This window comes from Flavobacterium sp. 1355 (assembly GCF_017833415.1).
Lineage (GTDB): Bacteria > Bacteroidota > Bacteroidia > Flavobacteriales > Flavobacteriaceae > Flavobacterium.
In genome coordinates this window covers 94,645-111,096 of the sequence record NZ_JAFICC010000007.1, presented here as the reverse complement: position 1 = coordinate 111,096, position 16,452 = coordinate 94,645, and the positions used below count along the sequence as shown (strand labels likewise).

8 protein-coding genes are annotated in these 16,452 nt (G+C 33.4%); 7 read left to right on the top strand and 1 reads right to left on the bottom strand.

What is annotated here, in order from left to right:
- Positions 1 to 229 precede the first annotated feature (229 nt).
- Together alaS and JOD96_RS10485 are read left to right on the top strand one after the other, a co-directional pair.
- Positions 230 to 2,866, top strand: coding sequence for an alanine--tRNA ligase (alaS, locus tag JOD96_RS10490; RefSeq protein ID WP_209564220.1), 2,637 nt, complete (start codon positions 230 to 232; stop codon positions 2,864 to 2,866).
- A gap of 167 nt (positions 2,867 to 3,033) precedes the next feature.
- Complete coding sequence (locus JOD96_RS10485; protein ID WP_209564219.1) at positions 3,034 to 3,756, top strand: hypothetical protein; 723 nt, start codon at positions 3,034 to 3,036, stop codon at positions 3,754 to 3,756.
- A gap of 118 nt (positions 3,757 to 3,874) precedes the next feature.
- Here the strand turns inward: JOD96_RS10485 and JOD96_RS10480 are convergent, their stop codons facing one another.
- Complete coding sequence (locus tag JOD96_RS10480) at positions 3,875 to 5,620, bottom strand: ABC transporter ATP-binding protein (RefSeq protein ID WP_209564218.1); 1,746 nt, start codon at positions 5,618 to 5,620, stop codon at positions 3,875 to 3,877.
- Positions 5,621 to 5,995: 375 nt separating this feature from the next.
- Between JOD96_RS10480 and JOD96_RS10475 the strand changes: the two genes are divergently transcribed.
- From JOD96_RS10475 to JOD96_RS10455, 5 genes are all read left to right on the top strand, one after another.
- A complete protein-coding gene (locus JOD96_RS10475) occupies positions 5,996 to 6,742 on the top strand; it encodes a hypothetical protein (RefSeq protein WP_209564217.1) in 747 nt (248 codons plus the stop codon).
- 174 nt (positions 6,743 to 6,916) lie between these two features.
- Entirely contained in the window at positions 6,917 to 7,726 is an 810-nt protein-coding gene (locus JOD96_RS10470; protein ID WP_209564216.1) for a hypothetical protein, read from the top strand.
- Positions 7,727 to 7,818: 92 nt separating this feature from the next.
- Positions 7,819 to 8,775 carry a GSCFA domain-containing protein gene (locus JOD96_RS10465; RefSeq protein ID WP_209564215.1) on the top strand — a complete coding sequence of 319 codons (957 nt, stop codon included), beginning with the start codon at positions 7,819 to 7,821 and terminating at the stop codon, positions 8,773 to 8,775.
- A 167-nt stretch (positions 8,776 to 8,942) separates the two neighbouring features.
- Entirely contained in the window at positions 8,943 to 14,066 is a 5,124-nt protein-coding gene (locus JOD96_RS10460) for a translocation/assembly module TamB (RefSeq protein WP_209564214.1), read from the top strand.
- On the top strand, positions 14,050 to 16,365 hold the full coding sequence (locus JOD96_RS10455; RefSeq protein WP_209564370.1) for a BamA/TamA family outer membrane protein: 2,316 nt from the start codon (positions 14,050 to 14,052) through the stop codon (positions 16,363 to 16,365). The genes JOD96_RS10460 and JOD96_RS10455 overlap by 17 nt, the downstream gene beginning before the upstream one ends.
- Positions 16,366 to 16,452: the final 87 nt, after the last annotated feature.

Genomic DNA, 16,452 nt, shown 5'->3' with positions numbered 1-16,452 from the left:
TGCAGCTTGTAAAACAAGTTAGTCGAACAAATTTAATAAATGTTTCAGTTGTTCAAGGCTTTTTTTCAAGAATAAAACAATTAGATAATTGAGTCAGTTAGATAATTAGATAATGTATTAATTGGGTAGTTTATTGTTTTAAACTATGAATTTTATTTTTAAATTATCAAATTGGCACATTTTCAAATTATCTAATTGACATATTATCAAATTGGAACATTAATAAAATATGAAATCACAAGACGTACGTAAACAATTTCTAGACTTTTTTAAAAGCAATGGACACTTAATTGTTCCTTCTGCTCCAATCGTTCTTAAGGACGATCCAACTCTTATGTTCAACAACTCGGGAATGGCCCAGTTTAAAGAATATTTTTTAGGAAACGGAACACCAAAAAGCCCGAGAATAGCCGATACGCAAAAATGTCTTCGTGTTTCAGGAAAACATAACGATCTTGAAGATGTAGGTTTTGATACTTATCATCATACCATGTTTGAAATGTTAGGAAACTGGTCTTTTGGAGATTATTTCAAAAAAGAAGCAATCAACTGGGCTTGGCAGCTTTTGACAGAAGTCTATAAAATTCCAAAGGAAAATCTGTATGTTTCTGTTTTTGAAGGAAGCAAAGAAGATAACGTCCCTTTTGATCAGGAAGCCTGGGATATCTGGAAAACATTAATCGATGAAGACCGAATTATACTTGGAAATAAAAAAGATAATTTTTGGGAAATGGGAGATCAGGGACCATGCGGACCTTGTTCTGAAATTCACGTTGATTTACGTCCGGAATCTGAAAAAGCACAAGTTTCTGGTAAAAGTTTAGTAAACAATGATCACCCTCAGGTAGTTGAAATCTGGAATAATGTATTCATGGAATTCAACCGTAAAGCTGACGGATCATTAGAAAAACTTCCTGCCCAACACGTAGATACCGGAATGGGATTTGAGCGTTTGTGTATGGCTTTGCAGGGAAAAACATCAAATTATGATACTGATGTTTTTACACCGCTTATCGAAAAAGTAGAGCAAATTACAGGTTTAAAATATACATCTGATGAAGTAAAAAACATCAGTGAAGAGCAAAATAAAACAAACATCGCCATTCGTGTTGTTGTAGATCACGTGCGTGCGGTTGCTTTTGCAATTGCAGACGGACAGTTGCCATCAAACACCGGAGCGGGTTATGTAATTCGTAGAATTTTGCGTCGTGCTATTCGTTACGGATTTACCTTCTTAAATACAAAAGAACCATTTATCAATAAATTGGTAGAAGTTCTGGCAAATCAAATGGGAGAGTTTTTCCCGGAAATCAAATCACAACAACAATTGGTTACCAATGTAATTCGTGAAGAAGAAGCTTCTTTCTTAAGAACTTTAGACCAGGGATTACAATTGCTGGAAAATGTGGTAGCAGAAACTTCAGGAAAAGAAGTATCCGGCGCTAAGGTTTTTGAATTGTACGATACATTTGGTTTCCCGAAAGATTTGACAGCCCTTATTCTAAAAGAAAAAGGTTTTTCATATAAGGAAGAAGAGTTTGAAGTTGAATTACAAAAACAAAAAACACGTTCCCGTGCAGCTTCTGAAGTTTCTACAGAAGACTGGAATGTTTTGATCCCCGGGAATGTAGAAACATTTGTGGGTTACGATCAAACAGAAAACGAAGTAAAAATTACCAGAATTCGTAAAGTTGATTCTAAGAAAGATGGAATTCTATACCAAATTGTTTTAGACAATACACCATTTTATCCGGAAGGAGGAGGACAGGTTGGCGACAAAGGAACGCTTGTTTCTGCAAACGAAACAATTGAAATCATTGATACCAAGAAAGAAAACAACTTAATTTTGCATTTTGCAAAACAACTTCCTGAGAATGTAGAAGCAGGTTTTGTGGCAAAAGTAAATACAGATTTAAGAACATCAACTTCAAAAAATCACTCCGCTACCCACTTAATGCATTTGGCTTTGAGAAGTATTTTAGGAACGCATGTGGAGCAAAAAGGATCATTGGTAAATCCAAATTATCTGCGTTTTGACTTCTCACATTTCAGCAAAGTTTCTGATGAAGAGATTAAACAGGTTGAAGCTTCTGTAAACGCTCAGATTGAAGCGCAATTGCAATTGGTTGAACATAGAAATATTCCGATTCAGGAAGCGTTAGACAAAGGTGCAATGGCTTTATTTGGCGAAAAATACGGTGATAACGTCCGTATGATTGAATTTGGAGAAAGTAAAGAATTATGTGGTGGTATTCACGTAAAGAACACAGCAGATATCTGGCACTTCAAAATTATTTCTGAAGGTGCTGTTGCGGCTGGAATTCGTCGTATTGAAGCGATCACGGGCGATGCAGTGAAAAACTTCTATCTAAACCAGGAAAATACATTGGCAGAGATAAAAGAAACACTTAAAAATCCACAGGATATTTTAAAATCTGTTGCTTCTTTGCAGGATGATAATGCTAAATTGAAGAAACAAATTGAGCAATTGCTAAAAGAAAAAGTAGGGGCTTTAAAATCAGAACTGGAGAAAGATTTTCAGGAAGTAAACGGTGTAAATTTCCTTGCCAAACAAGTAGATTTGAGCATGGCTTCTACAAAAGATTTAGCTTCGGCATTAGGAAGTTCAAAACCAGATTCGTTTGTGTTTTTAGCTTCTGTAGAAGAGGGACAGCCGAATATTCATTGTTATATCGCTAAAGAATTGGTTGCTTCTAAAAGTCTAAATGCAAATGCAGTAATCAAAGAATTAGGAAAATATATTGAAGGAAATGGAGGAGGGCAGCCTTTCTTCGCTTCCGGAAAAGGTAAAAATGCTGATGGGATTAAAGAAGCTTTATCTAAAGCAATTGAGTTTTTGAAGTAATTTTTAAAAAATAATAATACGAAAGCCCGAATAATTTATTTAATAATTATTCGGGCTTTTAATTGTAAAATGAGGATAGGTTTTTAAGTTTGGTTTTCCTTTATTTGTAGGATTGTTAAATAAATTAAATTTATCAAATGAAAAACTTTTTATGCCTTCTAAGTGCTTTGTCGCTTATTTTGACTTCATGTTCGAGTACAGAAATTGATCCTACAGTAGAAGAAAACGTGCTTTTGCCTAAAATAGAAAAATATACATATGCATCCAATCCTTCAGAAAACAGCACTGTTACATATAGTTATGATGGCAATAAAATAACTAGCTTAACTTACGATAGTGGAGAGGAGGTGGTATTTACTTATACTGGTAACTTAATTACAAAAGCAGTTTATGAAGAAACTTATGAAGGTAAAGTACACACAAATACTACAACTTTTACATATGAAAACAATAAATTACAATCTACTCTGAAAGTTGATTCTGAAAACTCTCTTAGCAAAAAAAAGACTTACACTTATAATGCAAATGGGACAATTTCGACAGTTACAACTCTAATTGAACCTGTGACTGAGGAAGAAACACAGGATTCGTCAAGCATTCTTACATTAGATGCTAATGGAAATATAGTTAAAGCAGAATTTGATGATTTAACTGAGATAGTTGAATATGATACTAAAAATAATCCTTTCAAAAGTATAGTAGGATATACATTATTACTTGACTCTGAGATTTTTGATAAAGAGGTAAACTCGTTTAATAATATGACAAAAATAACTGAAAAGACAGGAGATGTCATAGAAGGAACGACAACTTATACAAACACTTACAATAGTGATAACTATTTAATCAAATCGGTAAGTGGAGATGAAACATTCGAGTATACCTATTAAATAGTGAGGTTTAAAAACAAAGTCCCCTTTCAGAAATGAAAAGGGGACTTTGTTTTACAGAATTAAGGTAAAAATCTCAGTACCTTAGAATCTCAGCATCTTAGAACCTTAAATAAAATTACTTACGCTCCCCAATCTGCTGGCGCCACATCGCATAATATAAACCTCTTTCAACAATCAAATCTTCATGTTTTCCCTGCTCAATGATTTTTCCTTGTTCCAGAACAAAAATTCTGTCAGCATGCATAACAGTAGACAATCTGTGAGCGATTAAAACAGTGATTCTGTTTTTGTCTGAAATATTTCTGATCGTAGCATTAATTTCTTCCTCGGTAATAGAATCCAAAGCAGAAGTTGCTTCATCAAAAATCAATAAATTCGGATTTCTTAAAATAGCACGAGCGATTGATAAACGTTGTTTTTCACCACCAGAAACTTTAATTCCGCCTTCACCAATTGTGGTGTTTAAGCCATCTTCAGCACGTATTAAGAGTTTTTCACAACTGGCTCTTTTCAGGGCATCGTACAAATCTTCGTCGGTTGCATTTGGTTTTACAAACAATAAATTTTCACGAATTGTTCCTGAGAACAACTGTGCATCCTGAGTTACAAATCCCAATTGTTTTCTTAAATCGAGTAAGTCAATATCGGTTGAATCAATATCATTATAAAAAACCTGTCCTTCTGCAGGAGTATACAACCCAACTAAAAGTTTTACTAATGTTGTTTTTCCGGAACCTGACGGTCCCACAAAAGCAACGGTTTGACCTTGTTTGATTTCAAAATTAATATTTTCGACAGCCTTATATTTTGCTGTTTTATGCTGAAAACTTACATTCGAAAAAAGCAATGACTGAATTGCTCCAACATGTTTGGGTGTCGTAGGGCGAAATTCTTTTGGAGCGTTTAATAAAACTCTGAAGTTTTCCATTGAAACTTTAGTCTCATTAAGTGCAATAATAAAATTCCCTAATTCCTGCAAAGGTCCAAAAATGAAAAAAGTAAAGAATACCATCGTCAACAAATCACCTACAATGATTTTTCCGCCAAAGAGAAAGTAGTATAAAGTAAAAACCACGCAGGTTCTTAAAAAGTGAACAGTTGTTCCTTGTATAAAACTTAAACTTCTGATAAAACGGATTTTTTCCAGTTCAAGATGAAGAATTCTAAACGTATTAAGATTTAAACGCTTTTCTTCCTGATAGGTTAAACCAAGACTTTTTACAAGTTCGATATTTCTTAAACTTTCTGTTGTAGAACCTGCCAGCGCATTGGTTTGATTTACAATTTTTTTAGAAACAATCTTGATCTTTTTGCCCAAATAGGAACTAACCAAAGCAATAATAGGAGCGGTGATTAAAAATATAATAGAAATACGATAATCAATTCTCGAAACATACAGAATTACAAAAACGAACCCGATAATAGTCTGAAAAATCAAGGAAATCGAAAGCGTAATTAGTTTCTCAGAATCAGAACGCACTTTTGTCAGTTTGCTTAATGTTTCACCGCTTCGCTGATCCTCAAATTCGGCATAAGGTAAATCGAGGGATTTTTTGATTCCGTCTGTATACATTTGTGCCCCCGTTCTTTGTATCACTACATTGGTAAAATAATCCTGAAAGTTTTTAGTAATTCTGGAAATCATGGCAGCACCAAGAGAGAGTCCTAGCCAGAAAGATAAAGATTTGATAAAACCAATTTCATTTCCCTTATACTTCGCAAGTCCAACCCCGCAATCCTGCATTAATTTACCGGTAATAATAGAGTCTGATAAGCTGAAACAGATGTTTATTGTGGCCATAATCAAAGCAAAAAACAACAGCAGTTTATGTTTGATTATATAAGAATATAATAATTTCATAGTATGATTTAAAATTTTAGAGAATGCAAAAGTAATGAATAGATCGATGTACTAAGGTTGATGCAGCATATTAAAAAGCTAAATTTTTGTAAATAATTTTAAAAATAGATTTGGTAACTGTAGAATGTAAATTCAAAAAGAAAGAATAATTCTGTTAATTCAATTATGGTTTTTCAACTTTTAAAAATTGCTTAAGAGTATAAGTGTAAAACTTACAGTCTTGTTTTTAAGATAGTTAAGACAAAATATTGTAATACACAAATACGGAATGTGTTATAGAGGTATTTTAGTGTTAAAAAATGTTAATTTTTATAACATTCCTTTTAACTCAATCTATTATATTTACTGTTAAGAACTAATAAAAACTACCTGTAAATGAAAAAAATTTTATGCCTTTTTGGAGCCTTGTCTCTATTGTTAACATCTTGCTCAAGCAATGATGACTCTGATAATAATACTGATGCAGATACTGTATTATTGAAAAAAACTATTACAACAGACTCTGAAGGTGATGCTGTTACATCAATTTATACCTATGATGGAAATAAGATTGTAAGTATAATAGATGATTCAGGAGATGTAAATGAATATTACACCTATACAGGAAATTTAATCACCAAATTAGAATACAGATTCCCTGATGGATCAATTGACCAGGTTAATACATACACATATAATGCAGAAGGAAAATTAGTAACTTTCGTAAGAGTTAAACCAGAAAGTAATTATGGTCACAAAGAAGAATATATCTATAATGCAGATGGTACAGTTACAGCCAAATCTTATGGTGGAGATAATGAATCTCAAACTGATCCGGGAACTGTCATTACGATTAAATTTGTAAATGGAGAAGTTACCGAAATCATAAGCCCGGACGCTAGTTGGGAAGAACATGTATATACTTATGATACTAAAAATAACCCAATGAAAAATGTAATTGGAATGGATAAAATTGCTTTTATTGATGGAGAAGGTAACGGTGTGAAATTTAATATTTTGACAGACACATCAGAAGGTGATTTGTGGACAAATAGCACTTTTACTTATAATGATAATGGCTATCCTACTAAAGAAGTAGATACAGGAACAGATAGTTTGGGGAATACGGAGTTTTTTTACTAGAAATACTTAGAATATTAAAAAATGCCAGATGCGACAAACATCTGGCATTTTTGTTTAAAGACTATAAACTAATTTGTTAAGCAAAAGATGTCTTATTTTGACAGAAAGAAAACTTATTGTTGTATAATTTTAGATGGGTTAGTTTCGCTACAATTATAAACCTATCAATTTATTATGAAAAAATTTTTATCTCTTTTAGGAGCATTGGCATTACTAGTTTCTTGTTCGACAACCGATAATGATAACGATTCTGATAATGGGAATAAGATAACCCTCCCAAAAAAAGTACAAAACACCAATCCGGATCATCCAGAAGAAAATTCAACTTCTGTTATAACTTATAATGGAAAAAAGATTGTGTCTGTAACTGAGAACGAGGAGGAGAGAACAGACTATATTTATGAAGGAAATCTTGTTGTGAAAACAATCACTTATGATATCACTTACAATAGAAATGATAAAAAAAGTGAGAAATCGTATACCTACACCGACGGAAAACTTTCATCTTCCATTTCTGTAAATAATTTTACTTCCGAATATCCATTTGGAGAACACCAAACCAGATCAGTTTATAGTTATAATGCTGATGGTACAATCAAAAAGGAAACCTACAGTACCAATGCAACGACTGGAGAAGAGCAGAAAAATGACTTATATGAAATTCTAACGTATCAAAATGGAAATTTGATTAAGGTAGTTGAAAAAAGCATTTCTTCTGATCGCGTGCGCACCAGTGATTATGAGTATGATGGAAAAGATAGCCCATATAAATATATTTTAGGTTTGAATTTGCTGCTTGATGAAGAGTTTGATACCAATAATCTTATTAAGCATACTTATTCTGTTTCAGGAACAGATTCTGAAGAAACTGGTCCATTTATTTATAGCATAGAATATGAATACAATGAAAGTGGGTATCCTGTCAAACAAACCTATCATAATCAAGACGGTACAGTTGGAGCGATAAATGAGTATTTCTACTAAAAATATAAATTACTTAAAAAACCCAAATACAAATACGTATTTGGGTTTTTTCGTTTAAGAAAATAAACGAAATTTGTGTAAAACACAAAGCAATGCAATTTAGAACCCAGGTCCCAATTTCAAAAAGTAAAAATCCGATAGATTATAATACTAAAATTGTTTCCTTAGGATCTTGTTTTGCCGAAAATATGGGAGATAAATTTGACTATTTTAAATTCCAAAATAATACAAATCCATTCGGAATAATATTCAATCCAGTTTCGATTGAGAAATTAATTAAAAGAGTTCTGGAGCAGGAACTCTTTACCGAAAAAGATATTTTTTTTCACAACGAACGCTGGCATTGTTTTGATGTGCATTCTGATTGGAGTAATTCGAATAAAGAAGAATTCCTCGAAAATTTAAATCAGATTACTAGAGCGACTTTTGAAAAATTAAAAGAAGCAACACACATCATTATTACCTACGGAACTTCCTGGATATACAGAAGTATAGAAAGAAATGCAATTGTAGCCAATTGCCACAAAATTCCTCAAAAGCAATTTTCAAAAGAATTGTTATCAGTTAATGAAATCCAAAAAAGTATTGAAAATACAATCAATTTGATTCAGGTTTTAAACCCAGCTGTAAATTTTATTTTTACCATTTCGCCTGTGCGTCATACAAAAGATGGTTTTACCGAAAATCAGGTCAGCAAATCGCATTTGTTTTCCGGACTTCATCCAAATCTAAAATCAGAAGCCTACAATCAAAAATTAGAATATTTTCCCTCCTACGAAATCGTCATGGACGAACTTCGTGATTATCGTTTTTACAAAGAAGATATGCTGCATCCTAATCAAATTGCTGTAGATTATATCTGGGAACTATTTAGCGAAAGCAGTATCTCTCAGGATGCCTTTTCAGTTATGAATGAAATTGAGGAAATCCAAAAAGGATTACATCATCGCAGCTTTAATCCGGAATCAGAACAACATCAAAAATTCTTGTCCAGACTACATGAGAAAATCAGATTATTACAAAATAAATATCCTCAGATTCAATTCTAAAAAAGTAATTTTGTATTAAAATAAAGTAAGTAAAAACTTATTATTTATTAAAATTTTAGAATAAATGATTGGAATTATGTAAATAGTTGAAGTATATTTTTTACAATTTTGTAAATTGTATATGCCATATTTTACATTAATAATTTATTAAAACGTTTTGTTAACGTATGAATAAAAAAACCACTCATTTACTTAAAAAAACATTACGTGTACTGCTTTGGTGTGTGGTTTCTGTAGTAGCACTTTTACTTCTTATTACCATTTTAATTCAGGTCCCGGCCATCCAGAATTTTGCTAAGGATAAGGCGATAACGTATCTTCATAATAAGATAAAAACCAAAGTTGCACTAGACAAAATCCTGATTAAATTTCCTAAAGATGTAGTTCTTGAAGGTTTCTATTTTGAAGATCAAAAAAAAGATACTCTGTTGGCAGGTAAACGGTTAGTAGTTGATATAGATTTGTTTAAACTGGTGAGCAGTGAATTAGAAATAAATTCAGTTTCATTAGAAAATACAAAAGCCAATATTTCAAGAAACAAAAAAGGTGATTTTAACTTTGACTACATTATAAAAGCATTCGAATCAAAAGAACCAAAAAAACCGGATCCGGACAGTAAACCTTTCAAAATATCGGTTGTAAAAGTTAATCTTGATAATATCAAATTCAATTTTAAAGATGATTATTCTAAAAATGATATTCGTGTAAACCTTACTCATTTTGATACCAGGTTTAAAGAATTTGATCTGGATAAAATGAATTTTAATATTCCGAATATTGATCTGAGAGGATTGAAACTGGTTTTGAATCAGGATGTTGTCGAAAAAATTGCAGAAGTTTCTGTGAAAACAGTAGATACGATTTCAAAACGCCCGGATTTCAGATTAAAACTCGGTACTATCGCTTTGTCAAAAATTGATATTTCATATGATAATAAAGATTCAAAATTAGACTCAGGAATACGTTTGGGAAATCTTAATCTGGAAGTAAACGAGGTTGATTTGAACAAACAGCTTTTGGATTTTGAAAATTTTGAAGTTAAAAATCTGAGAGGAAACCTGCGTCTGGGTTCTAAAGATAAGCAAATTCAGGCGCCAAGTCTCGACTCAACAGCCATAAAACAGTCAGGCTGGAAAGTAAAACTAAATGACGTCGACCTGCAGGATATCGCATTTAAATTTGATGATATGCAATCTAAGCCTGTACTTAAAGGAATAGATTACAAACATCTTGATTTACATAAATTCAATTTTAAGGCCGAAAAATTATATTATGGAAATGATACGATTTCCGGAAATATAAAAGCCTTAACGGTAAATGATAAAAGCGGTTTACAGATCCAGTCGCTAAAAACAAATTTTTTCTACGGCCCTAAAAATGCATATTTGAATGATTTATATTTAAGAACGCCACAAACCCTGCTTAAGGATCAAATTAAAGCAGGTTATCCTTCGATTGCATCACTCTCAAAAAATATCGGAGAACTTGCCATAGATGCCAATTTAAACCAGTCTAAGGTAGGATTTAAGGATATTATACTATTTGTACCAAACCTGCAAAATCAAAATCCGTTTAAAAGTAATCCAAATGCCATTTTATACCTCAATACGCGACTAAATGGAAAGGTTAAAGATCTGAATATCTCGAAATTTGAAATGAGCGGTATAGGTTCGACAAGAGTTTCCCTTTCGGGGAAAATAAAAGGGCTTCCTGATGCTCAAAAATCGTATTATGATTTAGCCATTAAAAACCTTTCGAGTACATCAAAAGACATAAACTCGTTTATTCCGACCGGAACAATTCCGAAAAATATTCAATTGCCATCGCAAATAAACCTGAAAGGAAAATTTAAAGGCTCAATTAAAAATTTCAAAACCAATTTAGCACTCAACAGCAGTTTTGGAAATGCTACGGTTGACGGAATGTTTGATCAACGCGTTAAAAAAAGGGAAGTATATGACGCAAAAGTTTCTCTTACTGATTTTAATTTAGGAAAATTAATTAAAAATGATTCAATCGGAAAAATTTCGCTTAAAGCAAAAGTAAAAGGAAAAGGATTAGACCCAAAAACAGCAGACGCAGCAGTTGATGGGCTGGTACAAAAAGCCGTTTTTAATAGATACACATATAGGAATTTAGCTCTAAAAGGAAATATAGAAAACGGATCTTTTGCTGTAAAATCGGGAATGAAAGACCCAAATCTTAATTTTGATCTTACAGCAAGCGGCGACACCAAAGAGAAATATCCAACTGTAAAATTAAAACTGAACCTGGATATTGCCGATCTTGAAAAACTGAATCTTCACGCGGGCCCAATGAAATTGCGTGGTAATGTAGATGCAGATATTGCAAATAGTAACCCTGATTTCCTGAATGGAAAAGTCTTTTTGTCAAACATACAGATTTTGCAAAAAGAAGAACCAATTGTTTTAGACTCCATCAGAGTTTTGGCTTTTGCTGATAAAGACAGTAACAATATCAAAATTTCGTCTCAGTTTTTGAAAGCCGAAGTAACAGGAAAATATAAGCTGACGACTTTAACGGCATCAATAAAAAAATCAATCTCTAAGTATATTGATCTTCGTACTCCTAAAGTTAATAATGAGTCAGATGAGCAGCGATTGTCATTTATGCTAAAAGTGGATAATGATCCTGTGCTTTTTAAATTATTGCCAAAATTAACAGGTTTAGAGCCTTTTACGATTACAGGAAAATATAATAACAAAACAGATTCGCTGCAGGTACAAGGGACAATTCCGAGAATCGTGTACGCCAATAATACAATTGCAGACGGGAAAATTAATATTGAAGCAAAAGAAAATGCTTTAGAGTATCGGGTTTCTGTAGCCACTATCGAAAGCGGTTCCCTAAAAATTCCGTTTACGAGTTTGTCTGGGCAGGTGCAAAATAATATATTGACTTATGCACTTGAAGTTCAGGATGCAAAAGAAAAACAACAATATTATGTAGCAGGAAATTTAACGAATGAGAATGCTAAAAATATTTTTAAAATTGACGCAGAAAGTTTCGTTCTTAATTATGAAAAATGGACAATTGATCCTGAAAATGCTGTAGAATTTGGAGATAAAAGATTATATATCAATAAATTTTTTCTTTCTAATGCAGGAAATGAGTTAAAAATTCAATCGAAAGGAAATGAAAATAATGCGCCGCTGCAGGTAGATTTTGTCAATTTTAATATTGAGACCATTTTGAATATTGTCAAAAAAGACAAATTATTAATGCAGGGACTTATAAATGGTTCTGCGTTGGTAGAAAACGTTATGACAAAACCAACTTTTACCTCAGATCTAAAAATCGATGATTTTGCTTTTAAAGGCGAAAAAGTAGGTGATCTGGACATTAAAGTAGATAATAAAACCAATAATACGCTTGCCGCAAATGTACAATTAACCGACGAAGGAAACGACTTAAAACTTACGGGAGATTACAAACTCGATGCGGGAACTTTTGATTTTGATTTAGCTGTAAATAAACTGAATATCAAAAGTATACAAGGGTTTAGCATGGACAATATTACAGAAGGAAGCGGTTATCTGTCTGGAGATTTAAAAGTAACAGGAAATACAACAGCACCACAGATTAATGGCGACCTGAACTTTAATGATGCAGCTTTCAGGGTTACAAAGCTTAATTCTTATTTTAAGATAAAGAAAGAAAAAATCACTTTTAATAATGGCAGCATCTCGTTTGACAAATTTTCTGTGTTAGACGAAAATGATAATGAATTGTTTGTAGACGGAAATATTCAGTCAACTGATTTTACAGATTTTAATTTTGATTTGGTGGTTCAGGCAAATGATTTTAGGGCCATAAATTCTAAAGCAAAAGATAATGATTTGTTTTATGGAGATCTGTTTTTGGATACAAAGTTAAATGTTAAAGGAAATCTGGACAGCCCGGTTGTTGATGGTACAATCAAAATTAATAAAGAGACAAAATTCTCAGTAGTCTTACCACAATCAGATCCTTCAATCGCTGACAGAGAAGGAATTGTTGAATTTGTCAACGAAGACAATATGTACCTGAAGCAAACTGTTGAGATGAAAAACCAATTGAATCAGTCGGAGTTGAAAGGTATGGATGTGAATGTGGGAATCACAATCGATAAAGAGGCAGAACTGAATCTTATTATTGATAAAGGAAATGGGGATTACCTGCAATTGAAAGGTGAAGCAGAACTTGTAGGAGGAATTGACCAGTCTGGAAAAACAACCTTGACAGGGAAATACGAGTTCAACGAAGGGGCTTATCAAATGAACTTTAACGGAATTAAAAGAAAGTTTGAGCTTCAGAAAGGAAGTTTTATTACCTGGAACGGTGAGCCGACAATGGCAAACGTAAACATTACAGCAATTTATAAAGTTGAAGCAGCGCCAATTGACTTATTGGGAACACAGCTTTCTGCAGAAAGTTCGACTATTAGAAATACCTATAAACAAAGACTTCCTTTTGAGACTTTGTTAAAAATGAAAGGAGAATTATTGAAACCGGAAATTTCGTTTGGAATCAATTTGCCAGAAGGAAATTACAACGTGTCATCTAATGTGGTAGAAGTTACTCAGACGAAACTAAAGCAGTTAGAGCAAGATCCGGCAGAACTCAATAAACAGGTTTTTGCACTTTTATTATTAGGAAGATTTGTTGGAGAAAATCCATTCTCAAGCGAGAGTGGCGGTACAACTGCAGAATCTCTTGCCAGACAAAGTGTGAGCAAAATCCTTTCGCAGCAATTGAATAATCTGGCTGGTCAGCTGGTAACCGGTTTTGAATTGAATTTTGATTTGGATTCTACTGAAGACTATACCACAGGTACAATGGAAAACAGAACCGACCTGAATGTTGAAGTTTCTAAAAGATTGCTTGACGACAGACTAAAAGTTACCGTTGGAAGCAGTTTTGGAGTAGAAGGGCAGGAACGTGCCAATGAGGAAAGCACCAACATTGCCGGAGACGTCGCGCTGGATTATCAGCTTACAAAAGATGGACGTTATATGGTCAGAGCTTACAGAAAAAACCAATATCAGGTAGCTGTTGAAGGTCAGGTGGTAGAAACCGGTGTTGCCTTTGTTATCACGATGAGTTATAATAAATTCAGAGAACTTTTTCATCGCACAGAAGAAGAAAGAGAATTGATAAGAGAAGAAAAACTTCGCAAAGAAAAAAGAAAACAAAAAGAAAAAGAGAAAAAAGAAGCTGAGGAAAAAGAAGCTGAAGAAAAAGAAAACCAACCTGAAAATGAAATTCAAGGAAATGAGCAAAAAACATAATCATATAGAAAACCAATATGTAAAGTATTTTGTAATGCTGTCCTTATTTTTTGCTTTTGGATGCAGTAATACTAAATATCTTCCTGAAGGTGATTTACTCTACACAGGAGGTTCTGTAAAGGTAAAGGATTCTGTCATTAAAAAGAAAGACAGAAAAGCACTTGAAGCAGAGATGAAAGACTTGTTAAGACCGAAACCTAATAAACAAATCCTTGGGCTGCGGCCTAAATTATGGATTTATAATATTGCCGGTGAACCCAAAAAAGAAAAAGGTTTTAGGTATTGGCTGCGAAACAAAGTAGGTGAAGAACCTGTACTTTTCAGCAAAGTCGATTTGGATTATAACGCATCTGTATTACGAAATTTTGCAGAAAACCGCGGGTATTTTAAAACTCGTGTGAGTGCAGATTCTACAGTGAGAAACAAGAGAGTTACGGCAGAATATACTGTAACACCAAAAAAACAATACATCATAAAAAGCGTTACTTTTCCTGACGATTCTCTGGCAATATCAAGAATTATAGCAAGGTCACACAGAAGAAGTTTGCTAAAAGTAGGAAAACCATATGATCTTGATATTATAAAAGCCGAAAGAGAAAGAATTGATGCGAGACTAAAAGAGAAAGGATACTTTTATTTTAATCCCGATTATATTCTGGCCAAAGTTGACAGCAGTAAAGGAGACCATGAAGTTAATATCAGACTGGTTATAAAAGACGAAGCACCGGTAAAAGCTCTTACGGCATATAAAATCGATAAAATATTTGTTTACCCAAATTATTCCTTGTCAAATGACAGCGTCGTTTATAGAAAAAAAGACATCAAACAATATCATGATTTTACGATCATAGATACCGCAGATACCTTTAATCCCAGAATTTTTGACCGTACAATTTATTTTAAAAAAGGAGATTTATACAACAGAAAAGACCACAACCTGACATTAAACAGATTTGTAAACCTCGGAACATTTAGTTTTGTAAAGAATGAATTTAGGCCATCAGACAGTATACCAAAAACCTTAGACTCGTATTATTACTTAACTCTTTTGCCAAAAAAGTTTATACGAGTTGAGGTCTTGGGAAAAACCAATTCAGCAAGTTACACAGGTTCTGAAATTAATGTGAACTGGAATAACAGAAACTTTTTCAGAGGCGCAGAATTGTTTACCGTATCTGTTTTTGGCGGAGCCGATTTTCAATTGGGCGGCGCCAATAAAGGAAAAAATATTTATAAACTCGGAGCAGAAACCAGTCTGACGTGGCCGAGATTTATATCGCCATTTGGTATAAAAGGAAGCAGTGAATTTGTGCCCAGAACCAAAGCGACTTTACGTTACGAATACCAAAAAAGAACGCAGTTGTATGCTTTAAATTCTTTTAATGGGTCTTTTGGTTATTTATGGAAAGAAAACATCAGAAAAGAACATCAGTTAAATGTTATTGATATTACCTATGTAAGTCCAAATCATGTGACTCCTGAATATCTGGAGGATATTAAACAAGATCCGGCATTAGAAAAAGTAATCGAAAAACAATTGATATTTGGGCCAACGTACAATTATACGTATACCAATACCATGCAAAAGCGAAGAAAAAACACCATATATTTTAATGGAGAATTAGACCTTGCAGGAAACATAACAGGTTTAGTGACAGGAGCCAATATTAAGAAAAATGATACGATAAAAATATTTGATGTACCATTTAGCCAATATGTCAAGGTCAAAACCGATTTCAGGCATTATTTAAAATTAGGAAAAGAAAGCGAGCTGGCAAGCAGAATAATCGTTGGGGCCGGATTTGCGTATGGAAATTCCAGCACGCTGCCAACCTCCAAACAATTTGTAGTCGGCGGTACCAATAGTATTCGTGCTTTTAGAGCAAGATCTCTAGGGCCTGGAAGTTACGTTCCCGAAATGACCACCACTAATTATATACCAGACCAGTCTGCAGATTTAAAATTGGAATTTAATACCGAATACCGCGCTAAACTTTTTAGTGTTGTACGTGGCGCTGTATTTTTTGATGCAGGAAATATCTGGCTGTTAAACGCAGACCCTAATAAACCGGGAGCAGAAATATCTAAGGACTTTATGAAACAGCTGGCGGTTGGTGCTGGAGTAGGTTTACGTTTTGATTTATCATTTTTGGTCTTAAGAACCGACCTGGCGATTCCGCTTAGAAATCCGGCACTTCCTGATGGGCAAAGATGGGTAATAGACCAAATAGATTTTGGAAGCAGAGCATGGAGAAAGGACAATTTAATTTTGAACATCGCTATCGGATACCCATTCTAGTTTTGTTTTTTTTTACGATTACATGAATTTTTTGATTTGCGAAATTAATCAATAACACAAAGTTGAGATTAACGAAAATTCGTGGCG

What these genes read in the sequence shown, in the direction of transcription:
- JOD96_RS10470 (WP_209564216.1), top strand. Translation starts at nt 6,917, where the DNA reads ATGAAAAAATTTTTATCTCTTTTAGGAGCATTGGCATTACTAGTTTCT.
- JOD96_RS10460 (WP_209564214.1), top strand. Translation starts at nt 8,943, where the DNA reads ATGAATAAAAAAACCACTCATTTACTTAAAAAAACATTACGTGTACTG.
- JOD96_RS10475 (WP_209564217.1), top strand. Translation starts at nt 5,996, where the DNA reads ATGAAAAAAATTTTATGCCTTTTTGGAGCCTTGTCTCTATTGTTAACA.
- JOD96_RS10455 (WP_209564370.1), top strand. Translation starts at nt 14,050, where the DNA reads ATGAGCAAAAAACATAATCATATAGAAAACCAATATGTAAAGTATTTT.
- JOD96_RS10465 (WP_209564215.1), top strand. Translation starts at nt 7,819, where the DNA reads ATGCAATTTAGAACCCAGGTCCCAATTTCAAAAAGTAAAAATCCGATA.
- JOD96_RS10480 (WP_209564218.1), bottom strand. Translation starts at nt 5,620, where the DNA reads ATGAAATTATTATATTCTTATATAATCAAACATAAACTGCTGTTGTTT.
- alaS (WP_209564220.1), top strand. Translation starts at nt 230, where the DNA reads ATGAAATCACAAGACGTACGTAAACAATTTCTAGACTTTTTTAAAAGC.